Consider the following 20,901-nt stretch of genomic DNA (forward strand, 5'->3'; position numbering starts at 1 on the left):
GCATGTTGAATGGCAGTCCACTGGCAACCGGAAAGGAAGCCCGGTTCCCTTGACGTCCCGATCTTCATTTGCTGCCTTCTTCCTCGCTCAATCGCGCTTCAAGCTCTCTCAAAATCGAGTGCTGAATCTTGCCCAACGCTGTTCGCGGCAATTCGCTCTTGAAAATGAACTCTCGCGGGACCTTGAAGCGCGCGACCTGCGACTGCACATGCGCTGCCAGTGCTTCCGCTTCGATCCGTGCCCCTGCCCGCCTGGCCACATAGGCGACCGGCACTTCGCCCCAGTGCGGGTCTGCCCGACCGACAACGGCGCATTCCTCGACATCGGGGTGCTCCCCGAGCACACGCTCGACTTCGGCTGGATAGATGTTTTCGCCGCCGGAAATAATGAGGTTCTTTTTGCGATCGCGGACCCAATAGTGGCCGTCGGCATCGCGTTGCCCGATGTCGCCAGTGCGATACCAGCCGTCGCGCAGTGCTTCGCGGTTCGCTTGTTGATCGCCCCAATATTCACAGAACACATTCGGGCCGCGCACTGCGATCTCGCCTAGGGTTCCCGCAGGCAACTCCTTGCCGGCGTCATCGACGATCATCGCCTCGCAGCATAGGCCCGGCAGGCCGGTGGAGGAACTGACATTCGACTCGCTTTCGATGCCTCGTGTGTCACACCGATCGAGAGAACGTCACGCAGACAGGCTCAAGTGAAAAGGGCATGCGAGATGCCATCCATGAAACAGGCACGCTCCGTCTCTGCCGTCCACCTGCCCATCATTGAGGCATTCAGCCAAGCGCAATATGGCGCCTCCAAGTGGGTTTCGTTGCGAACGCTAACGAGGCACTGCAGGTCCTCAACCGTCACCGGCCGGCTCCGGTTTGCTGGGGATCCCGCTATTTCGGCCATAAGAGCAACGACCACGAGGACGCTAGACAACGCAGGATCAATTTTGACTCCACTCATCCATGGGAGATTTGCGGCCACTGATACGGGAGATTGAGCGCAGTACCAGGCGCCCGCGAAAAAAGGGAATGCTGATCCCTGCTCTAACGAGAAAAATAGGTGAATGCGAAAATTACCCTTCGATACAGTTCTGATCGCCAATAGAGGCGAGATTGCCGTGCGTGTCATCAAGACCCTGCGCGAGCTCAAACTGCGCTCCGCAATTGTCTACCACGATCTCGATGCCGAAGCGCCGGCCGTCTCAATGGCCGACATTGCGATTGCCGTAAGCGGTCGCACGCCAGTCGCGACCTATCTTGATACCGCACAAATCATCGCTGCCGCCCGCGAGGCGAGCGTCGGGGCGATACACCCAGGATATGGATTCCTTTCAGAAAATGCGCAGTTCGCGAGGACGGTCGTCGAGTCTGGGTTCGCCTTCGTCGGGCCCACTCCCGAGAGCACCCAATTGATGGGCGACAAGGCCCGCAACTTTGTTCAGCGGAACGGATTTCCGGTCGTGCCTTCGGCGATCGAAGAAGATGACCCGGGATCGTTCATCCAGAGGGCGCGATCCATTGGAGCGCCCCTGCTGGTAAAAGCATCGGCTGGCGGCGGCGGCAAGGGCATGCGGATCGTCCGCGACCTCGATACCTTGGAACCCACCATTGCGCAGGCACGCAGTGAGGCGCAGCGCTACTTCGGGGATGGTCGGCTCTACATCGAACGATATATCGAAAAGCCGCGGCATATCGAAGTGCAGGTGCTTGGCGATTCCTTCAGGAACATCATTCATTTGTTCGAGCGGGAATGCTCGATCCAGCGCAGATTTCAGAAGGTCATTGAGGAGGCGCCCGCGTCAACGCTTCCCCTGGGGTTGCGCGAGAGAATCTGTGAAACTGCCGTGGGTATCGCTCGAGCCGCTAACTATCGAAACGCAGGCACTGTGGAATTCATCGTTGATGAAGGAGAGTTCTATGTTCTCGAGATGAACGCGCGCCTGCAGGTGGAGCATCCCGTCACCGAAATGATCACTGGCATCGATATTGTTGCCGAACAGCTCTATGTCTCGGGAGGCCACGAGCTTAGATTTTCGCAGCCGGATATCGTGTCGACAGGACACGCGATCGAAGCGAGGGTGTGTGCTGAAGCTCCTGAACGCGGCTTTGCTCCCACGACCGGGAAGATACTGGTGCTCGACTATCCCCGCGGTCGAGACCTACGGATCGACAGTGGCATCTTGCAAGGGCAGTAGATAACGACAGCCCTACGAGCGCAAGCGGATCATGTTCGAGGAGGACGCTTTCTCCGACCGCAGGCTGGATATGCGCTGGAAGGGGCATTCCCCTGCCCTACCGGGTGTTCTAGGCCGCAAACTCATAAACTGGGTTTCTTGATCGCTAAGATGATGATTCAATGAGGCTTTGATTTGGAGGCCTCATTGACTCGCCATCGTTTCGACCTGACCGATTTCGAGTGGGCGATTATTCAGCCCCTACGCCGAACAAGAGTCGCGGCGTGCCGCGGGTCGATGACCGGCGGGTGATCAACGGCATTTTGTGGCGGTTCCGCACAGGCTCGCCTTGGGCGGACGTACCGGAGCGATATGGGCCTTACACCACCTGCTACAACCGCTTCGTGCGATGGAGGAAAGCGGATGTTTGGGATCATGTCTTGCGTGAGATCGCAAAGGCCTTCGACGGCAACATCGTCATGATCGACAGTTCCTGTGTCCGCGTTCATCAGCATGCGGCCACGGGAAAAAGGGGGATCGAGACGATGGCTGCATGGGACGTTCCCGCGGCGGTCTGACGACCAAAATCCACGCGGTCGTCGACGCCGACGGCAGACCGATCAGCCTTGATCTGACAGCAGGGCAAGCCCACGACAATCGGATGGCAGAGCCGATGCTGCAGGACGTGCGCGAAGGCGCGATCCTCCTTGCTGACCGCGCCTACGACACCAATGCCTTGCGAGACTTGGGCAAAGATAAACGGGCCTGGGCCAATGTTCCGGCAAAACGCAAGGAAAGCTTCCCTTTCAGCGCATGGGTCTACCGCCAACGCAATCTGATCGAGCGCTTCTTCAACAAACTCAAACAGTTCCGGGGCATCGCAACCAGATATGATAAAGACCCGCGCAACTTCCTGGCAGCCATAAAGCTGGTCGCAAGACGCATCTGGATCAGGTCGTTATGAGTCTATGCCCTAAATCAGCCAATGCGTTCGATGTGGACACAAAGAGTGCCCGCACCTGCGCGTCATTTATTGCAGCGCATATTGCGGGGTCATATCCGATCGACAATTGGGACAGCTTCGACGAGCTGGAGTAGAACTTGTAGTCAGATACATTTTCCGATGAGGTCGTTACATCATCTGAAGCGAACCCGGCAATTGCTGCAGCCAGAAGAGCTGTATCTTCGGCGGAACGCGAGATCGGGCCGATCACGTCTCGCGTTTTGGCGCAACGGCGCAGTTGCTGCGCATCAATTGAGCTGGTCGCACAGCGGTCGATGACACCGGAAATGCCGCACACATTCATACTCCTGCGCCTCTATATGACGTGCTGTTCAGGGTGTTTTCGGCCCTTGTTCGCGAGGTTCTGGAGCAAGGCGCGCGCATATATCACCCTCGATCGCACCGAGGCTTTGTTGCGAATGGATTGCTGATCTTGGGGAGAGGATGAGATTGTGCATCGAGAATATCGGATGGTCGAGGAACAAGTTCGACCGTTCTACGCAAAGTGCGGCGCCCGCTATAGAGCCGTCTTCCAACATTTCCTGAACTACTTCGACATCCCGTTGCGTGGTGCCCGAAAGCAAAATGAGCGCTCCGTCGCGTCCAAGGTGCTGAACCAGGTGCCTTGAGAGAAGTATTGCCGGGCCGCCACGGAATTTACTAGCGATCACGAGAAGATCCGCCCACATCGCTAGTTCTTCGAGGGAACTAAAAACCGGAAGTTTGTGCGACCTGTGGTCAGCTGCAAAAACGGCGACTTCCATTCCAAATGCCGTGCATCGGGTCGAGACCGTTTCGGAGACCTCTGGCGCGCCAGCGATTCCTATGCGAACAAACGGGAGCCCTCGCCTTAAGGGTGGTGAAAAGTCGTTGATAGCCCACATGCCGGACCGAACGTATGGATCTTCTTGAACCACCTTCGAAAGAAGGCTGACGGCGAGGGAGGCAATGTAGTCCGCGATACTCGCGCGATGTTTAACATATGGATCCAAGATGCGCTCAGAAACAGCAGCGACCGATCGAAGGAGGTCGCCGCCATACTGAGTTCCATAGAGGCACAGCTGGCTGAAACGATAGCGATCGCTCCCTAAGATTGCGCCCTCATCGCAATCCCCGAGGATCAATGCGTCATAATAGCCATTGTCCGAACGGGCTGCCAATGAACTCAGGTCCACCAACTCGCCAAATGTAGACAGTGTTCTGCGGAACCGCGCGGGTACATGCCCATATGTCGCGAGTTTCAAGGCCATTGTTGCGCTACTTCCGAGAGGACCTCGCTTCTCGACTCCTCTAATCGGTCAACCAACCAGTCAGGAGGCTTCAGGCGCGGGGGCAGGTATAGGGCACGATATAGACGAGCCAAATCAGCCAGAGCCAGTCCATTGCGCGGCTCGGCCATGAGGCTTTGAACTGCATTAAGCGGATAGAACCTTGAGACACGGCCTTCACGCTCGATGGGCGACGACTGGCTCCGTACGACGACTGACCCATCGAGAAGTCTCAGAATGGTTTCGCAGAAAAGAGCATACCCGTAAGACTGGGCGCGCATGTCTAGCGAAAGCGCGCCCTCTCCCGGCAAAATCGGGAACGTCAGCTCACCTATGATGTCTCCTGCATCGACACGCTCAACAATGTAATGCATCGTTACGGAGAAGGATCGGTCTTCATTGAGAATCGCATGCGTTCTTGCGAAGCTGCCACGGTAATCAGGAAGTCTCGCGGGATGGAAATTTATTCCGCCAAAGGTTGCGGCCGACAGCACGCCCGGCGAAAATACCTTATTCCACATCACGCTGACGATCGAATCGTAATCAACGGTCTCGACTTCATCTTCCGACACGTATCTGATGCCACGCAGATCGGCCAAGTCCCACAACTCGATCCAGCTCTCGCCCTTCCACCAAGGATCATCATCTCGCGGGGCACCTAAAACCGCTGCTATGCGGCTCGATCCGAGGACGTCAGCAAGAAACGCCAAGCACCGCACGCTCAAACCGCGAGTCCCGGCAAAGAGGATTTTTTTTCCAAGACCTATAATCATTTCGCCCCTCGTGCAACGAGCGCAGTGCGATTGTCACATGAGCGCAACAAACCTCGCCTACCAGCTTTAGAACATTAAACTTTCTGAATCTGATGCTTCCGCTAGGCTTGCTCCTGATGAAAAAGAAACTGATTGCAATTTTAGTCGATGGCCTGAGTGCCAACTACGTCCGTGAACACCGTCATCTCCTCCCGAATATTTATGGTTTGGGAGAGTCGGGCACGATGGTTGACAGACTCGGTGCAGCGGTGCCGGGAACGTCGATGCCTGGCCGCTCTTGTATGTTGACCGGCGCCACGGCCGCCTCGCACGGGGTCTACGGGAACCACATTTTGTACAATGGCGCGTTCAAGCCCGCTTATCCCGAAGACGTTCGATTGCCCACCATCGCGACGCTTGCGAAAAATGCGGGCCTTGATGTTGCGTGTGTCGGCGCTGGTATGATTCGACCAGAAGATACTAACGTCTTTATCCCGCCGGCCTGGCTCCGTGGCTTCTTGCGGGGAAGCAGGTTCCACAAACACATCCCCGCCGACAGATTGGGTCGCACCCGTATCATCAGTGATATCCAGGGCCGATTGGAACCACTTGGCATCAGTTCGCCCTATGGCCATGAACCTGAAACTCTTACCGTCCGCGATACTCCCCCGGTCGTTTCGGGATTCATTGCAGATCAACTCATGATTCGGACCGCCGCGGCGCTCGCCAATTCGGATGCGCCGCCGGACCTTATTCTCACGGAAATCAGCATGACCGACTCGACCCAGCACAATTTTGGCTACGGAAGCGAAGTTGCCCATTGGGCTATCTGTGTCGCCGATACCCTGATCGGTTCGCTCATCAATCAACTCCGGCAGTCCGGTCGCATTGACGACTATGCTATTGCAATTGCAAGCGATCACGGCCACGCGGAAATCAGGACGGCGATTTTCCCGGAAGCCATCGTACCAGGAATAAATTGCGAGTGCGAAGGCGCGACCTTGCACGTCGCCGTGAAAAACGGGCAGGAGCGGGCGAACGTTACTGCAGCACTCCGAGAGTTCGGTGTCGAGGAATGGACCAGCGAGCATATTCCTGAAGAAGAACGTGAAGCGATCGCGACCTACGTCGCTCCGACGTTTCATTCCTTTGAGGAACTGCCGGACCACAATATCCGCGAGAAAACAGGCAGACCACAGTACATTTCGACTCATGGTGTGCGTCCCGGTGACCCTGAGGATGATCGTTTCTGCGTTTTTGCCGGAGCAGGGGTTTCCAAATTGAAGATCGATAATGCTAAGCCAGAACAGTACGCGGCATCACTTGCGCGACTGTTGGGCCTGCGCAACGAAACGAACCCCGCTGAAGCCCTGGTCTGAATTCGGCACACGATTTGCATTTGGATTAAACCGAAGATAGCGACGGCCTGTGCGCAATCATCTGGGTGCAGCCGTCGCCAGAACCGCGCGAGCGGCTGATCGTAGTGCAGATACATTGGGGGCGTGGAATCGCCGAAGGCTTTTGAAGCTTTCGTATATCTCGCCGGCAAGACCTCGGCTTCCATTGGGAAAGACATCGCCATGTTCATTGTCATGCCTCCTTCGTACGTGGAGGAACTCCTGCTCGTTCGTACGGTAGGGTTGTTGCCTTTGGCCAAGCAACTGCCGCGCCAAACCGGAAAACCCTTTCCAAACAGGTGGGTAGGCTAACAGCGCAGTGTCTGATGTCGGACCTATTGTCAAAAAGCGACAACGCCTGCAATTGCTGTCATGTCCTTTGGCATTTGCGCTAATTTCCCTGCATGTTGACGCCCGCCTTTCGGCGATCGATCGCCTTCGGATTGGGAAAGGCATCGAAGTTGAAAGGGAGCAGATCGTGGATACAGGGTATCCGTCCGAGCAGGGCCGCGGGATTTTGGGCGTCCCGCGTGATAATATCGGATCATGGAGATCGATGAGGACAAGATCGATGATGCAGTATTGGCACTGTTATGGCACCATGCCGCCATCCATCACGCGCACTGGCGCGGGCGCTTGCACAATGACACTTTCGCAGCCCCGGCATGCATAGCGCAGCCGGATCGTCCGTTTGACCCGGACAGCCCCCGGCAGGATTCGAGCGCCTCACTGACATCCGTGCCGATGCAATGCAGCTCGAATGAGCGGCAGGGGCAGACCTTGCTCTCCGGTTCGATGACCTCTTCATAACAGGAAGGTGTCTAGGCAAACGACCAATATTGCGGGCTGGCGATCGCCGTGCCTGCGTTGTCCCCCGGCGACGCGCAACATCGTCTCATTGGCAGCAACGGGAGTGTCGCTGAGAACGCCAAGGTCGAGCGTCGCGTGCGTCGGGTCGAGCGTCGGTCATCTTCTCCGATTTCGGCCCAAAGAACTGGCCCTCGAGGCTCGTTAGTCCGATTCCGCCGCTGCCGCCGACCGGTGATCACCTCGATCCGACGATATTTTTCTCATGCCTGGCTTCATGCATGCCTTCATCCATGACTTCAAGCATGGCACCAGCGCTATCTCCAACCATCCCGTTCCGTTTCTATCGATGAAGGAGCTTATCTCGCTGCCTCGATGACAAAAGGAAAAGGTGGAGCTTCGTTGCGCTCACTGTTGAACGCACTTTCGCCTGGCTTGGCAGATGCCGCAGCCTGGCAAAAGACTTCAAAAAGTCCATCGCCTCATCCGAGGTATGGATCATGATCGCGCATGTTCGCCTGATCATCCGTCGGCTCGCAACATATTGCTATGCTTGACGTCTGTTCGAGTCCGACTCTGAGAGAAGAACGCACTCGATTACTGACACATCAGGTTGGAAACTTATTGCATCAAGGCTGGCAACCAGAGAAGAACGATACTTGAGGAGTCCCTGAAGTGGCCCAAGCAAAAATTCCCCAGTCTGATCAAATCAAAATCCCGCCTGAGGAAGCGCAGTTGCGCAGCACGCAAGGGAAAGCGATTACACGCTGGATTCATGCAACAGGATGCCGTCGAGTACGACGCGGCACCCTACGACATGACATCGCCCCATCCATTTGGCTAGATTGGTAAAATTGCGAGAGGGAAAAATGTCGCTCAGCCATAATCGACAAAAGAAACTGATCGAGATCATTCAAGCTGACGGCGAGGTGCGCATCCGTGACGTGATGATGCACTTCAACGTCTCAGAGGAGACTGCGCGACGAGATATCAAGCAACTCGAGCAGGATGGACTGGTGGTGCGCGTTCACGGTGGAGCGGTCGCCACTCAGCAGCCGAAGCTATTAGATATCTCGTCTCGTACAATCTCCGAGCCTGCCGGCAAGAGCGCCATCGCCGGGATCGCCGTAGACCTATTAAAGCCCGGCCAGAACGTGTTCATGGGCGGCGGCAGCACAGTGCTTTCATTAGCTCGTCGCATATCGCCTCTCCCCGAAATGCGTATAGTCACCAATATGGTCGACACCGCCATTGCCGCGGCCGAAGGGCACCGACATCACGTCGTCGTGCTCGGTGGCGATTTCAATGGCGATTTTCGAACCGTGACCGGCTTTGCCGCATTGCGCACGCTGCGTGAGCAGCAGATCGACATCGCATTCATCGGCGTCAATGCCGTGCATCCCACACAAGGTGTCTTCGACCACGAAGAAGCAGGCCAGGCTCTCGCTGCAACCTTATCTGAGCAGGCCCGAAAAATCATCGTCCTCGCCGATCACAACAAATTCGGCCTGTCGGCGCGCTACCGCGTACTCAAACATTCGGAAATCAGCACGATCATTACGGACCAGAAGCCGGCAAGCGACGTGATGGCGGCACTACAGTCGGCGGGAGCTGAAATTGTCTACCCGCAAAACCCGTCATAAACCCTCACAGCGACGAATTTTTCCGGGCAAGGGTGGAGGCAGGTTTCCGCGAATGCGCGGGTAAAGTTCGCTGCAGAGGCTGAGAAACCCAACACATACCGTCTATAACCCTCATAAAACCCTCATAAAACCGTCATACAACTCGACTATGTGTCTGCCTGCCTTGGGAAGGGAGCGCATCGACTTTACGCGGCTGGTCCCGGCAGAAACGGAGAGGGTATTGATATGCAAACGACACGTCGCACATTTCTCGGCATGACGGCGCTGGCGGCTGGCGCCATGGCATTGCCGCGCACAGTCATGGCAGCGGGCCAACGTCCCAGCCTCAATATTGCGGTTCAGGATCTGCGCACCATTCTGGAGCCGGTGGATGCTTCTTCCGTCGCCAACGTTTCCTGGCGGGTGCAGTACAGCATCTACGATCAGCTGCTGCGCACGAATTACAATGACAATTTCCGACTCAATTTCGCGCTCGCAAAGTCACTAAAGCAGATCGATGCGAAGACCCATGAAATCGTCTTGCGCGATAATGTGAAGTTCCATGATGGCTCGATGATGACGGCGGACGACGTAGTGTTTTCGTTAAGCCCTGAGCGGCTGCGCGGCGAAAAGGCCCCGGGTGCCGCGGTCTTCGCCAACTTCCTCTCATCAATCGCCGACGTCCAGAAGGTCGACGATCGCACAGTCCGCCTGGTCACAACAACGGAAGATCCCGTTTTTGCCAATCGCCTTGGCGCCTGGGGCACTCAGATCATCAGTGCCCAGGCTTGGAAAGCTGCCGAGAGCTATGACGCCTGGGCTGCAAGGCCTGTCGGCACGGGCCCCTACAGGATCGGTGAAGTGCGCACCGGTGACGAGATCACTCTCATCGCCCACGACGAATACTGGGGCGGCCAGCCGCCGTTCACCTCGATCCGCTTCAAGCGGCTGCCAGAAATTGCTGCCCGTATTGCCGGCCTCAAAGCCGGCGACTACGACATCGTCACCGATATCACCCCGGACCACATTTCGGAGATCGACGGTGTCAGCGGTCTGTCTGTGGCGGGCGGCGAGGCCATGTGGTTCCGCTTTCTCACATTTGCTCCGCTCAAGACTCCGATCCTGAGGGATGTCAATTTGCGTCGGGCGCTCGCTTTTGCCATCGATCGGGATGCGCTTGCCGAGGGCCTCTGGAATGGTCGCGCCAAGGCGCTCACCGGTTGGCAGTTGCCGATCTTCGGTGAGATCAACGATCCGGACCGCAAGGGCGTCTCGTACGATCCGGCCATGGCCAAGGAACTGCTTGCCAAATCGTCCTACAAGGGCGAGGAAATTCCTTATCCGACCGTCGGTACCTATTACCCGATGCAGCTTCCCGACAATCAGGCTCTGGTCGAGATGTGGAAGGCGGCCGGCATTAACGTCAAGCTGATCATGTGCGAGAATTGGGACCAGGTCGACAACCTTGGTGGCATCAACGACTCCTCGGGGGGTGCCTTTTACGCCGACCCTGTTTCGATGCTGTGGCAAATCCTCGGTCCGACGAATTCGCTACAGGTCACGGGCGGCTGGGCCAATGCCGAGTTCAACAAACTCGGACACGAACTCGAGACGACGACCGATCTTGCCAAACGCAAGGCCGCTTTCAAGCGCATGCAGGACATTGTCGAAATCGACGATCCCTGCATCACGCCGCTGCACTCGATGCCATTCATCTACGGGCAGAAGAAGGACATCGATTGGCAACCCAACCCACTGCCACAGATGTATCTTGGTCCCAAACTGCCATCTGAACCGGTGGCGTAAGCTCTATGCTCACAATGTTCGCTAGGAACAGCGCGGTCCCCGCGCTGTTATCCGCTGCTCCTCCCATAACCACTTGCGCCAAACCGGCTATGAAAATCGCCGGTCTGACGGTAGCGTTTGATGGCGTGCCGGTGCTGCATGGGGTCGACCTTCTCGTCAACAAGGGCGAGGCGGTCGGCATTGTCGGCGAATCCGGTTGCGGCAAGTCCGTTACCTGGCGCGCCGTGCTCGGCCTATTGCCAAAATCCGCGAGCATCAACGGTGAGGCTCGGATGGAGGACACCAACCTTGCCGGTGCGCCACAGGCGGTTCTGGATAAATTCCGCGGCGGTCGCATCGCGATGATCTTCCAGGACCCGGCGAGCGCGCTCAATCCGGTCCATCGCATCGGCGCCCAGATAATCGAGGCACTGCGCCTGCACCGAGGTCTGCTCGGCGCCGCTGCACGCGCCGAGGCGAGGCGACTGTTGGACCAGGTCGGGATCCCCGACGCTGAAAGAAGGCTCAATGCCTATCCTCACGAACTGTCGGGCGGTCAGAACCAGCGGGTAATGATCGCCATCGCGCTGGCCGGACAGCCCGAGCTCCTTATCGCGGATGAGCCGACGACCGCTCTCGATGCCACAGTGCAAGCCCAAATCCTGCTGTTGCTCAAGCAGATCCAACGCGACACCGGCATGGCGCTGGTCATGATCAGCCATGATCTGGCCGCCGTGGCGGCGGTTTGCGACCGGCTGTGTGTCATGTATGCCGGCCGGATCGTCGAGGAAGCGCCGACGCGAGTGCTTTTGACAGATCCGCAACATCCTTACACGCGCGACCTTATCGGAGCGATTCCTCCCTCGGACGGGCCGCGTACTAGGCTGACGTCCATTCCGGGCGGCCCGCCCCACGGTTTCTTGCCGTCCGGCTGCGCCTACGCGCCCCGCTGTCGAAGTACCGATGGCCGGTGCAGCAATATGAAACCTGACCTGGCAAGGGTTTCGTCGCAGCACGTCGTCCGCTGCATCCATGTCGGCGAAGGGGTACGTCAATGACATTGTTGCGTCTCAATGCGGTTAGCCGCCGATATCCGATCGGGGCACAAGTCTTCGGACAAAAGAACTTTCTGACCGCAGTCGATGCGGTGTCGCTGGAGGTCCGCAAAGGCCAGACGACCGGCGTCGTTGGCGAATCCGGCTGCGGAAAATCCACTACCGGACGCATTGCGCTGGGTTTGGAGCAAGCCGATGGCGGGCAGGTCCTGTTCGAGGGAATTCCACTGCCGCAGGCTGACACAAAGGATTGGCGTGCGAAGCGGCAGCGCATGCAGCTTGTCTTCCAGGATACCTTGGCAGCGCTCGACCGGCGAATGACGGTAGGCGATCTGATTGCCGAGCCCTTGATCATCCATCGGATCGGCAAAGCCAGAGATCATGCGCAACGTGTTCTGGAACTTCTCGAAGCCGTCGGTCTCAGCAGGCATCACCAAGCGCTCTATCCGCATCAGCTTTCCGGCGGCCAGCGCCAACGCGTGGTGCTGGCGCGCGCGCTCGCGCCGAACCCATCGCTTCTGGTTTGCGACGAGCCCGTGTCCGCGCTCGACGTTTCCGTCCAGGCGCAAATCGTCAACCTGCTCATGGACCTTCAGCGCGAACACGGGCTGGGCATTCTCTTCATCAGCCACGACCTGAGGATCGTTCGACATGTCAGCGACCGTATCGTCGTCATGTATCTCGGTCGGGTGGTTGAGGAAGGACGTGCTGACGCCGTCATCGATCGACCGGCTCATCCTTACACGCGGGCGCTCGTGTCGGCTCTGCCGAGGCTTCCAGGTGGCTTCGAGCACTATGTCCCCTTACCCGGCGAACCGCCAAGTCCCGCCGATCGGCCGCAGGGATGTCCTTTCCATCCACGCTGTGCCCTGGCAAAAGACATCTGCCGCAACAGCGAACCGCCTCTCCTACCAACGGAACCGGAACGGCAGGTTGCTTGCCATCTGGTGACAGACTGATGACATCCTTCGTCTATTATATCGCCCCCAAGATCCTGCGGGCTGCCCTCTCGATCGTAGTGGTCGTCACCCTGACATTCGTCGTGCTGCGTGCCTCGGGCGATCCTGCGCTGCAAATCCTCGGGCCGAGCGCTCGCGCTCCGGATCTCGAGGCGTTCCGGCAGCGCTGGGGATTGGATCAGCCTCTTTACATCCAGTATGTCCACTATCTCTGGGCCGCCTTGCAGGGCGACTTCGGAAACTCGATGTTGGGCGGCAGGCCTGCAATGCAGCTGGTCCTTGAGAGAATGCCCCTGACGCTAGCGCTGATGCTCCCTGCGCTCGCACTGAATGTTCTGATAGGCATTCCGATCGGCGCTTATGCCGCCATGCACCGCGACAGCTGGATCGACAGGTGCGTGATGATGCTGACAGTGCTTGGCTTCACGGTTCCGAGTTTCGTTCTCGGGCTACTGTTCATTCTGATCTTTTCGGTGACACTTGGATTGTTTCCATCGGGCGGCGCTGACAAGTGGCAAAGTTTCGTCCTGCCGGTGCTGACGCTTGGCATTGGTGGTGCGGCCGTCATCGCCCGCTTCACCCGCAGCGCCATGATCGAGGTCTTATCCCAACTCTATGTAGTGGCTGCCAGCGCCAAGGGCGTTACCTGGCGCCAGGTCATCCACTATCACGCTTTGCCCAACGCGCTGATTCCCATTCTTACGCTCTTGGGCCTCATGCTGGGTGGGCAAGTGGCCGGAGCAGTGCTTGTCGAAGCTGTCTTCGGCTGGCCGGGCATCGGCCAGCTTCTCGTGATTTCTGTTGGAAACCGCGATCTGGCTGTCGTGCAGGTCATCCTTCTTCTCGTTGCGCTGACGATGACCTCCGCGAACCTGATGATGGACCTGCTCTATGGCGTGATTGATCCACGTCTGCGGACAAATCGCTCCGCATCGCACTGAGGAAGCCGCGTGCAAAAGAAACAAAAAATCGACCCGCCGACGCTCATTGCGGCGCTCTGGCTTTGCCTTATGCTGCTGATCGCGATCGCCGCACCGCTGATTGCGCCACATGACATCACCGCGATGGATCTCCGCCACCGCCTCGATCCGCCTTTCGGTTTCGGCGGAACGGTCTCGCATCTGTTCGGAACCGATGATCTCGGTCGTGACGTCGCGTCGCGACTCTACTTCTCAATCCGCACAAGTCTCCTGATTGCCTTCAGCGCAACTCTGATCAGCGTCTTCATCGGAACGGCGATCGGATTTGTCGCAGCTTATTTCCGCGGTGTTGTGGAGCATTTCCTGCTGCTGCTCATCGACGTTCAGGCCTCGCTTCCGTTTCTTATCGTGGCACTTGCAATGCTGGCCTTTTTCGGCAATTCGCTCGTGCTGTTCGTCGGGCTGATGGGGCTTTACGGATGGGAACGCAACGCCCGCCTGGCGCGCGGACTGGCACTTGCGGCTGGCGCTCAAGGATATGCCGGCGCCACCCGGCAGCTCGGCGCGCATCCCTTGCGGATCTACCTTCGCCACATATTGCCGAACAGTGCCGCCACGCTGCTGGTGGCGGCGACCGTGACCTTTCCGGAGATCGTCCTTGTGGAAAGCGGACTCTCCTTCCTCGGCCTCGGCGTTCAGCCACCTATGACCAGCCTCGGCGTCATGGTGGGTACCGGTCGCGAATATATCACCCGCGCTTCCTGGATGTTGCTTGCCCCCAGCATTGTCATCGTGGTCACGGCCATGGCCATCAGCGTTCTTGGCGACTCACTCCGCGACAAACTCGATCCTACGCTCAGGTAATGGATAATCCCGATGCAAAAGAAGCTTATTTCCATCCTCGTTGACGGCGTCAGTGCCGACACATTCGAGACCTATGCGCACCGGTTGCGAACATGAGCCGGGTTGGCAGACACGCTGGGCTTCGCTGTAAGCGACATAAGAGCATAGCTGGTAAAGAGCAGATATGTCGGCGAAAAACCCAAAACTCACCGACCGGAATCTTCAGGAACGAACCGGACAAACAGCGTCAGCGCGCCGGTTGGGCTAACCCTCAAGCTGGGGCCCCAGGCGATCTCGCAAAGGGGATCGTGCAATCGCTTAGATTGCGCCCTAAGATCTTTACCAGTACTTTGTTCTCAGCGGGGGTGCGAACTGCCAGACGCAAATAACGATCCGCATCCTTCATTATCTGATAGCCACAATCTCTGACCAGAACGGATTCGCGCACAACAAGGCGGCGCTTCAACGCGACGGCTGAAAGCGAATCCTCGGGCAACCGGCATAAGACGAAATTTGTCTGTGACGGCACGATCTCCAGTCCCGGGACGGTCCTGAGATCTCGGATGAACTGCTCTCGATCCTCTCGCAGCAGTTTGAGACTGTTGTCCAGTTCTTTCAGGAATTCGGGCAGGATGAACAGCGCATATTCCGCAATACCATTTATGTTCCACAGTGGCAGCTTCCGCCGGACGGCAGCGACAAACTCGATGTCGCTGCTCATGAGATAGCCCAGCCGTATTCCGCCCAATCCGAAGACCTTTCCGAGGCTTTTGACCACTATCAAATTGCCATGGGACGGCACAAGGGTCTCAGCGCTGCTGGCACGACCATCACTGGGAAAATCGATGAAAGACTCGTCAACGACCAGCCGCCGGCCGTGACTTTCGAGCGCTTTGATCAGCCAAACTATGTCTGCGAAATCGACTAGCCGGCCAGTAGGATTGTTGGGATTGACTACGATTGCAGTGTCAGCATCGGTGGCTACCACGAATTCCAAAAAGGCTTTCACGTCGAGGTCAAAAAGGGGCGGGGCGAGAACGAAACTCTTCTTACGCTCCTGTTCGAGCGGCGTCTGAAACCCGGCAAATGTCGGCGTCGGAATCGCTATCGTCGGGTTCAAGGTTGCGTAGAGCGCCTGTATAAGGTCCGTCACGCCGTTGCCGACGGCAAGAAAGGCGCTGGGCTGCGCTGTCATCGCCGCGACGAGCGACGCAATGTCAACTTGTTGAGAAGGATAACATGTCAGCGCGCCTTCGATCCTGTGCGTAAGCCGTTGATAGAAAGCTTTCGGTGGAAATCGCGTGTTGCATAGCAGCATGTGCTCCGCAATTGGCTTGCGCCAATATCCTCCAACGCTCGTCTCCAGCCGATACAGCAGGTTCTCGTCGTCGCATCGAAATTCCGCGACGGAGACGTCCACGCCATCGCGAATGTCGAGCAATTCTTCCTTGGTGCCCTCTTTGCTAACTAAGGGCGGGATTTTTGCTCGAGACAGGCCCCTTGCGAGCGCTTCGAAGATGTGTTGCGGATCGTCACTGATCACAATGTTGTTTTCGGGCAAAAGCCTGCGCAAATCATGGCAAGTTAGATGATAAACACCTGTTGGCGATTCGGGCCGCCACGCGGTGCCGCGCAGCCCGCGACCCGGCTTTATCTTGGCAAGAATGGAACTATCGAAGAGCGGCGTCCCCCAGATGAGAAGAGTGTCGTTTTCGTAACGAAGCAGCGTTTCGATAAACCCATCGCCGGATAGTGAACAAGCTATTGCGTCGAACCCGCTGCAAAGCGCCTCCAGCCTGTCATCGTCGAGTGCATTGGCGCAGACAAGGATTTCCGTAACGCCACTTTTCATGCATGCTGTGGCTAACCGCTCCAAAAGTGGTTGGCCGCAAATCGGAACCGAAGGCGCGTTATAACTGCCGCTCCAAAGGTGTATTTCCGATCCCCTGAAATCGAGGAAGAAAATCGCTCGCATTGTGCTCGCCATCTTCAGACTCCCTTGTGCGACCAAGCCGATGCGTAGAAGCCCTTTGCGCCGCTTGCAGGGCGGCCATCGGCCGGAATGCCCTGGGTGACCAAATGGCACCTGTGACTCTGCTGAGACATTCGCCCCGACCTCGCACAGATCCTCGGCCGGTCCGATGCTGCCTTCGCCACGCCACGTCTTTTTTTGACAGGCGCGTCCATGCCACCGAAGCTCGCAGTTTCATCACGTCAGAACCTCCTTGAAGAAGAGCCCGAGGTTGGCCAGAAGCCAGAATTTCCGGCCGAAGGCATCAGATGGGTTTACCCGTCCGCTTTCGAACCAGCGCTTTAAGGCATGAAGGTCGAATAGATCACACAGCGGCGAATCTCCTCCAAGAATGAGGTTTCGATAATCCCGTGCTCCGTCTCCGATTGCCCATTGGCCGAGCGGAAGCGGAAATCCCATCTTCTTGCGGCAAAGAACGGACTGCGGCAGGACGCTGCGATATTCCCTTCGCAGCGGATATTTTGACACGTCAAGGTGCTCGCTGAAGGACGAAACGGGAGAACTCAGCGCCTGAGCCGGCGCGATGGGCGACTTCCACTTCAGCCGGTCGGACCCCGGGATGGCCATCGCCGCCGTTACGAGCTGGTGATCGGTGTAGGGGACACGTGCTTCAATGCCAGCAGCCATCGTGGTGTTATCGACCATTTCGAGTAGCGCCGGCAAATGTGTCGCGACGAAGATATGGGCGATCTTGCTGAAGAAATCTCCAACCGCCTCCGAAAATTGCTGCTCGAAATGACTGCGAAGTTGCATCTCCTCGGCGCGAAGGTTGCCTCCGATTGTGAGCGAACGGATCTCCTCGATGGGAAAGTAGGTGTACCTGTCCAGGAAAAACTGCAGCTTATCAGCATGACGTCCCAATTCGAGCCGCCGACGAGCAATTTCTGCCAAGGGAGATGGGAATGCGGTGAGGAATCTGCTTCGCCGATGATCATAGGGCGTTCGAAACAGTCGGCTATAACCGGCAAAAATCTCATCCGCCCCCTCGCCGGTGAAGACGACTTTATGTTCCTTTGCAACTGCCTTGGCGAGCGTAAACATGGCGATTTCGTTGTGCATGCCGAGCGGATGTCCTCGCAAACGAACCAGCTCCGCGATCTCCTTGAGGTCCGACGGCCCTCTGATCGGGATGATGCGGTGGGCAAGACCAAAATGCGTCGCGACCTCTCTGGCATAGCCGGTCTCGTCGTAGTCGGGGCCTTGAACTTTCCCGGTATAGAAGACCGGCTTCTTGCTCGACCGAGTCGAGAGCTCGTAGGCCAGAATGCTGGAATCAAGCCCTCCGGACAGCAGCGCAGCGACCGGTACGTCAGCGACCAACTGACGCTCGACCGCATTTCCGAGAAGCCACTTCACCTCCGACGGACGCGGCCTTGAACGTTCAAGGTGCGCCGGAAGGCTCCACCAACGTTCGCAACTATGTCGACCTCTTCTGATCTCAAGCAGCCTTCCTGGTTCCAATTTTGATATGCCAGCAAAGAGCGTTCTGGAGCCGACAACGGCCCGGTAGGAGAGAAAGCTCAGTGCTCCGACCAGGTCGGGTTTACGGGTGATTCCTGGCCAGCGTATGAGTGCGTTAGGCTGCGAGGCAAAGACAAACCCGGCATCGCTATCGGTATAGTAGAGCGGCTTTACGCCGAGGCGATCGCGCGCGATGAGAACGCTGGCTGACCTCGGATCGAAGAGGGCGAAGGCGAATATGCCGTCAAGGCGGCTTAGGAACGACTTGCCCCAGGCGAGATAGGCCTTGAGAAGAACTTCGGTATCCGACTCCGTCGAGAAGCCGTGACCGAGTTGCGCGAGCTCGTATTTCAGTTCGCGGTAATTGTAAATCTCGCCATTGTAGGTGATCACCACGCCACTCGCCGCATCGCGAAATGGCTGGTTCGCCCTCGAGTTTAGATCGATAATCGACAATCTTCGATGCGCAAACGCCACCGAACCGTCAATATAAATGCCTTTGGCATCCGGCCCGCGGTGAGCCAAAGCGTCGGCGCAATCTTCGACCGTCTCGGCAGAGACCGCTGCACCACCATGTCTGAAGACTATCCCGAAGATTCCGCACATCGGCGTAACTCTCGCGCTACGGGGAAAACTCGTTACTGCCTCGGCTTTTCGCCGATCATCTGGATGCAGCCGTCACCAAACCAGAAACGCGCCAGCGGGTGGTCATAATAGCGGTACATGGGAGCGAGAAAGCGCCGCAGATTGTGGAAATCGCGGGTATACCGCGATATCCTACGGACATTTTCGAGACCGGATTCGGCATACCAACCTCTGATCTGCATCTCTGTGAAATTGAAGTCGTGATATGTCGGTGCCTGGAGACGGTCCCGTATCGTCACGAACAGATCATCGTCGAAAAGGCTCCGGAAAAACTCGTTTTCGTTCGGCAGATATTCGGCTTCTTCGCGGTCCTTGGTATCCAGAAGCCAGTCGACGGCCTGGCGCGCTGTGGCCGCGCTGAGATTGTCGACGGAGCGGCGAAATTGATCGTCGCTTTGATAGAGTTCGCGTAAATGATTGATGCACCGGTAGAGGACACCATTGGCCGTACCCATGATGGTCAGGAAGAAATTGCCTCCCGGGCGCGTGACACGCACGAGCTCTTGGAATCCTTTTTGGGGGTCGCTGGTATGCGGGAGGACACCGGCGCAATGAACGAAATCGAAACTCGTGTCGTCGAACGGCAAGTCGAGGACGCTCCCGGCGACAAGCACTGAGCGCGCGCCAAAGCGGCCGAGCCGCTTGCGCGCACAGTCCATCCATGCATCGCCCAATTCAAGCGATGTCACGCTGCGAGCTCCCTTGTTGAGGAATGCGTAAGACGCATTGGCGTTTGATCCACATCCCGCATCCAGGATGTCGAGACCGCGAAAGCCTCCCGATGGCAGACCGAAATAGTCATCACCAATGAGGGATGTTAACCTGTCAAAGATGTGATCGTCATCCTCCTGCTGGCGCTGGTGGCAGTCGAAGACGGCACGGGTCTCTGTTTCGAAGGCGCTTTCCATGGCTTCCTCCCGATTGATTAGGGTGCGAATTCGCCTGCGAGCAAGGCGATAGAACCGGCAGTGGAAAGCGTCAGATTAGCCAGACGCAAAGCGGTACCTGTGCCGGGAAATTTGAAACTGGAAAGATGTAATATGGACAGAAGGAATGCCGCGCCAATCACAATGCCGCCGAGGCGGCCAATGACCAAATAGCGATTCGCTGCAAACAAAATGGCCAGCACGAACAGATCGTTGTTCAGCGGAAGTCCTCTCCCGTATCCGTCCACATCGAGGCGGAAGACCGAGAAATAGCTGAGACGAAGCGCCGCCGATAGCATCAGACAGACGGCCGCGAGAAAGGCCAAAGCCGAGAAGGCGTTGAACGACAATATCACCACGGCAGGAAAGACGGCAGCATAGACTAGGTCCGCAAATCCATCGAAGGCGGCCCCGATCTGGGCTGTCACTGCGGATCGGTTGGGCAAGCTCTTCGCGATCATGCCGTCCAAATCATCGGCGAGGAGCGCCCATAGGGCAAAACAGATCCCGATTTCATAACACCCCACCAAGGCGAGATAGATTGCTGTCGTCGATAGGACGAGCCCGAGAGCAGTGATAGCATTCGCTGGGTCGTAGAGATAACGTATCATGGCCTATAGCCCTGCGCCGGAAGGAACGATCCGGCGTAATACGGCTTGAAGGACTTGAGAGGCCGCGCAAACTGAAACATGCATGTCAGGCGACGGGTGGCAGAGGTCTTGGGACCTCGCCTGCCGACGAGATGCGGTAGAAGCTCCTCAGTGTGGTCTTTATCGCACCGGAACTCATGAGATCGTCGAGTACTGCAACGATTGTCGGACTCAAAGCTGCACTGCAGAACCGCATCAAATCGAAAGCCCCGAAGAGAGTCGCCCCGCTCGTTTCGAGGTTGCCGGCGCTCGGTTTCAGCCTCGCTCGACAGGATGAGGATGTCATCTGAAAGGATGCGTTCGCGGAGGTTTGCGAGGGAAGGTCTCACCGGCAAGTCACCAGCATACAGCGGTAATTTGCCATCTACTCTCAAAGGTAATGACTTTGCTTTATTCATTGTCACGGCTCCCTCTTAAAGATCAACTTCAATGGTCAGCAGAAAAATTTCAAGCCACATCAGAATGTATCTATAAATATATCTCGGTATACCAGCCCCGACCACGATATGCTGGATATATTGTCTAATGTATCCGCCGAAATATATCTCGCCCTGATCTTTGATCGGCTACTCCCTTTCGCGTGGTCTAAATAGTTCGTATCTATCG

15 protein-coding genes and 4 pseudogenes are annotated in these 20,901 nt (G+C 57.1%); 10 read left to right on the plus strand and 9 right to left on the minus strand.

The annotated features are described in order from the left end of the window. Nucleotides 1-64 precede the first annotated feature (64 nt). Nucleotides 65-631: pseudogene (locus tag PZN02_RS29740) on the minus strand (class I adenylate-forming enzyme family protein); the annotation flags it as partial. Between the two features lie 429 nt (nt 632-1,060). On the opposite strand from PZN02_RS29740, the gene PZN02_RS29745 reads away from it, so the two are divergent. Further along, complete coding sequence (locus PZN02_RS29745) at nt 1,061-2,191, plus strand: acetyl-CoA carboxylase biotin carboxylase subunit (RefSeq protein WP_280663619.1); 1,131 nt, start codon at nt 1,061-1,063, stop codon at nt 2,189-2,191. A 186-nt stretch (nt 2,192-2,377) separates the two neighbouring features. Then, nucleotides 2,378-3,134, plus strand: a pseudogene (locus tag PZN02_RS29750) (IS5 family transposase). Here PZN02_RS29750 and PZN02_RS29755 read toward each other — a convergent pair. The 3 genes from PZN02_RS29755 to PZN02_RS29765 are packed head-to-tail and all read right to left on the minus strand — an operon-like array spanning nt 3,121 to nt 5,214. Continuing rightward, nucleotides 3,121-3,471 carry an amidase family protein gene (locus tag PZN02_RS29755; RefSeq protein WP_280663620.1) on the minus strand — a complete coding sequence of 117 codons (351 nt, stop codon included), beginning with the start codon at nt 3,469-3,471 and terminating at the stop codon, nt 3,121-3,123. The pseudogene PZN02_RS29750 and the gene PZN02_RS29755 sit on opposite strands and share 14 nt — an antisense overlap. 34 nt (nt 3,472-3,505) lie before the next feature. Next, nucleotides 3,506-4,423: an NAD(P)-dependent oxidoreductase gene (locus PZN02_RS29760; RefSeq protein ID WP_280663621.1), complete on the minus strand. Its 918-nt coding sequence runs from the start codon at nt 4,421-4,423 to the stop codon at nt 3,506-3,508. Further along, nucleotides 4,414-5,214 (minus strand): formyltransferase family protein, encoded by an 801-nt coding sequence (locus PZN02_RS29765; protein ID WP_280663622.1) that lies wholly within the window; start codon nt 5,212-5,214, stop codon nt 4,414-4,416. The genes PZN02_RS29760 and PZN02_RS29765 overlap by 10 nt, the downstream gene beginning before the upstream one ends. Before the next feature lie 116 nt (nt 5,215-5,330). Between PZN02_RS29765 and PZN02_RS29770 the strand changes: the two genes are divergently transcribed. Then, nucleotides 5,331-6,572 (plus strand): alkaline phosphatase family protein, encoded by a 1,242-nt coding sequence (locus PZN02_RS29770; protein ID WP_280663623.1) that lies wholly within the window; start codon nt 5,331-5,333, stop codon nt 6,570-6,572. Between the two features lie 615 nt (nt 6,573-7,187). Here PZN02_RS29770 and PZN02_RS29775 read toward each other — a convergent pair. Continuing rightward, nucleotides 7,188-7,596: pseudogene (locus PZN02_RS29775) on the minus strand (IS66 family transposase zinc-finger binding domain-containing protein); the annotation flags it as partial. A 211-nt stretch (nt 7,597-7,807) separates the two neighbouring features. On the opposite strand from PZN02_RS29775, the pseudogene PZN02_RS29780 reads away from it, so the two are divergent. From PZN02_RS29780 to PZN02_RS29810, 7 genes and pseudogenes are all read left to right on the plus strand, one after another. Then, a pseudogene (locus PZN02_RS29780) lies at nt 7,808-7,954 on the plus strand (IS5/IS1182 family transposase); the annotation flags it as partial. A 312-nt stretch (nt 7,955-8,266) separates the two neighbouring features. Next, nucleotides 8,267-9,040 carry a DeoR/GlpR family DNA-binding transcription regulator gene (locus tag PZN02_RS29785; protein WP_280663624.1) on the plus strand — a complete coding sequence of 258 codons (774 nt, stop codon included), beginning with the start codon at nt 8,267-8,269 and terminating at the stop codon, nt 9,038-9,040. Between the two features lie 225 nt (nt 9,041-9,265). Continuing rightward, the gene (locus PZN02_RS29790) at nt 9,266-10,825 is read left to right on the plus strand and encodes an ABC transporter substrate-binding protein (protein WP_280663625.1); all 1,560 of its coding nucleotides are present in this window, start codon (nt 9,266-9,268) and stop codon (nt 10,823-10,825) included. 5 nt (nt 10,826-10,830) lie between these two features. After that, on the plus strand, nt 10,831-11,862 hold the full coding sequence (locus tag PZN02_RS29795; protein ID WP_280663626.1) for an ABC transporter ATP-binding protein: 1,032 nt from the start codon (nt 10,831-10,833) through the stop codon (nt 11,860-11,862). Then, nucleotides 11,859-12,818, plus strand: coding sequence for an ABC transporter ATP-binding protein (locus tag PZN02_RS29800; protein WP_280663627.1), 960 nt, complete (start codon nt 11,859-11,861; stop codon nt 12,816-12,818). Before PZN02_RS29795 ends, PZN02_RS29800 begins: the two co-directional genes overlap by 4 nt. Further along, nucleotides 12,818-13,759, plus strand: coding sequence for an ABC transporter permease (locus PZN02_RS29805; RefSeq protein WP_280663628.1), 942 nt, complete (start codon nt 12,818-12,820; stop codon nt 13,757-13,759). The genes PZN02_RS29800 and PZN02_RS29805 overlap by 1 nt, the downstream gene beginning before the upstream one ends. 9 nt (nt 13,760-13,768) lie before the next feature. Further along, complete coding sequence (locus PZN02_RS29810; protein ID WP_342394747.1) at nt 13,769-14,602, plus strand: ABC transporter permease; 834 nt, start codon at nt 13,769-13,771, stop codon at nt 14,600-14,602. 250 nt (nt 14,603-14,852) lie between these two features. Here PZN02_RS29810 and PZN02_RS29815 read toward each other — a convergent pair whose 3' ends face one another. The 4 genes from PZN02_RS29815 to PZN02_RS29830 all read right to left on the minus strand — a co-directional run bounded on the left by PZN02_RS29815 (nt 14,853) and on the right by PZN02_RS29830 (nt 20,256). Then, nucleotides 14,853-16,568, minus strand: a complete 1,716-nt coding sequence (locus PZN02_RS29815; RefSeq protein WP_280663629.1) for a pyridoxal phosphate-dependent aminotransferase — start codon at nt 16,566-16,568, stop codon at nt 14,853-14,855. Nucleotides 16,569-16,790: 222 nt separating this feature from the next. Beyond that, complete coding sequence (gene asnB, locus PZN02_RS29820; RefSeq protein WP_280663630.1) at nt 16,791-18,680, minus strand: asparagine synthase (glutamine-hydrolyzing); 1,890 nt, start codon at nt 18,678-18,680, stop codon at nt 16,791-16,793. A gap of 32 nt (nt 18,681-18,712) precedes the next feature. Further along, on the minus strand, nt 18,713-19,627 hold the full coding sequence (locus tag PZN02_RS29825) for a class I SAM-dependent methyltransferase (RefSeq protein WP_280663631.1): 915 nt from the start codon (nt 19,625-19,627) through the stop codon (nt 18,713-18,715). 17 nt (nt 19,628-19,644) lie between these two features. Further along, nucleotides 19,645-20,256 carry a CDP-alcohol phosphatidyltransferase family protein gene (locus tag PZN02_RS29830; protein WP_280663632.1) on the minus strand — a complete coding sequence of 204 codons (612 nt, stop codon included), beginning with the start codon at nt 20,254-20,256 and terminating at the stop codon, nt 19,645-19,647. Between the last annotated feature and the right edge of the window lie 645 nt (nt 20,257-20,901).

Source organism: Sinorhizobium garamanticum, assembly GCF_029892065.1.
GTDB classification, from domain to species: domain Bacteria; phylum Pseudomonadota; class Alphaproteobacteria; order Rhizobiales; family Rhizobiaceae; genus Sinorhizobium; species Sinorhizobium garamanticum.